The sequence below is a fragment of the Xanthovirga aplysinae genome, assembly GCF_009711365.1.
In the GTDB taxonomy this organism is placed as follows: Bacteria; Bacteroidota; Bacteroidia; order Cytophagales; family Cyclobacteriaceae; genus Xanthovirga; species Xanthovirga aplysinae.
In genome coordinates this window covers 1-248 of sequence record NZ_SMMB01000048.1, presented here as the reverse complement: position 1 = coordinate 248, position 248 = coordinate 1, and the positions used below count along the sequence as shown (strand labels likewise).

Below are 248 nucleotides of genomic sequence, written 5' to 3'. Positions count from 1 at the left end.
TAGCACTTTGGTCAATGTGATTACCGAAAAAGTTGAAACTTCCCTTGATTCGGGCAACCGCGTAATTATTTTTGCTCGTACTGAAGAAAAAAGCATTTTGATTGATCCGATTTCCAAACAAATTAAAATTTCCTCTAATTCTGGCCTTGGCGTGGTTGTTTTTACTGGAAGCAAAAAAGACAGCATTTTGACCTATTCGATTGCCCAATAAATTAGCGCTGCCATGAATCCAAGCAGAAGCGTGGTTA

At 38.7% G+C, this 248-nt stretch carries 1 protein-coding gene; it reads left to right on the top strand.

The annotated features are described in order from the left end of the window. Nucleotides 1-211 (top strand): hypothetical protein (locus E1171_RS22955; RefSeq protein ID WP_187696069.1); only part of this gene is annotated, 211 nt, incomplete at its 5' end. Between the last annotated feature and the right edge of the window lie 37 nt (nt 212-248).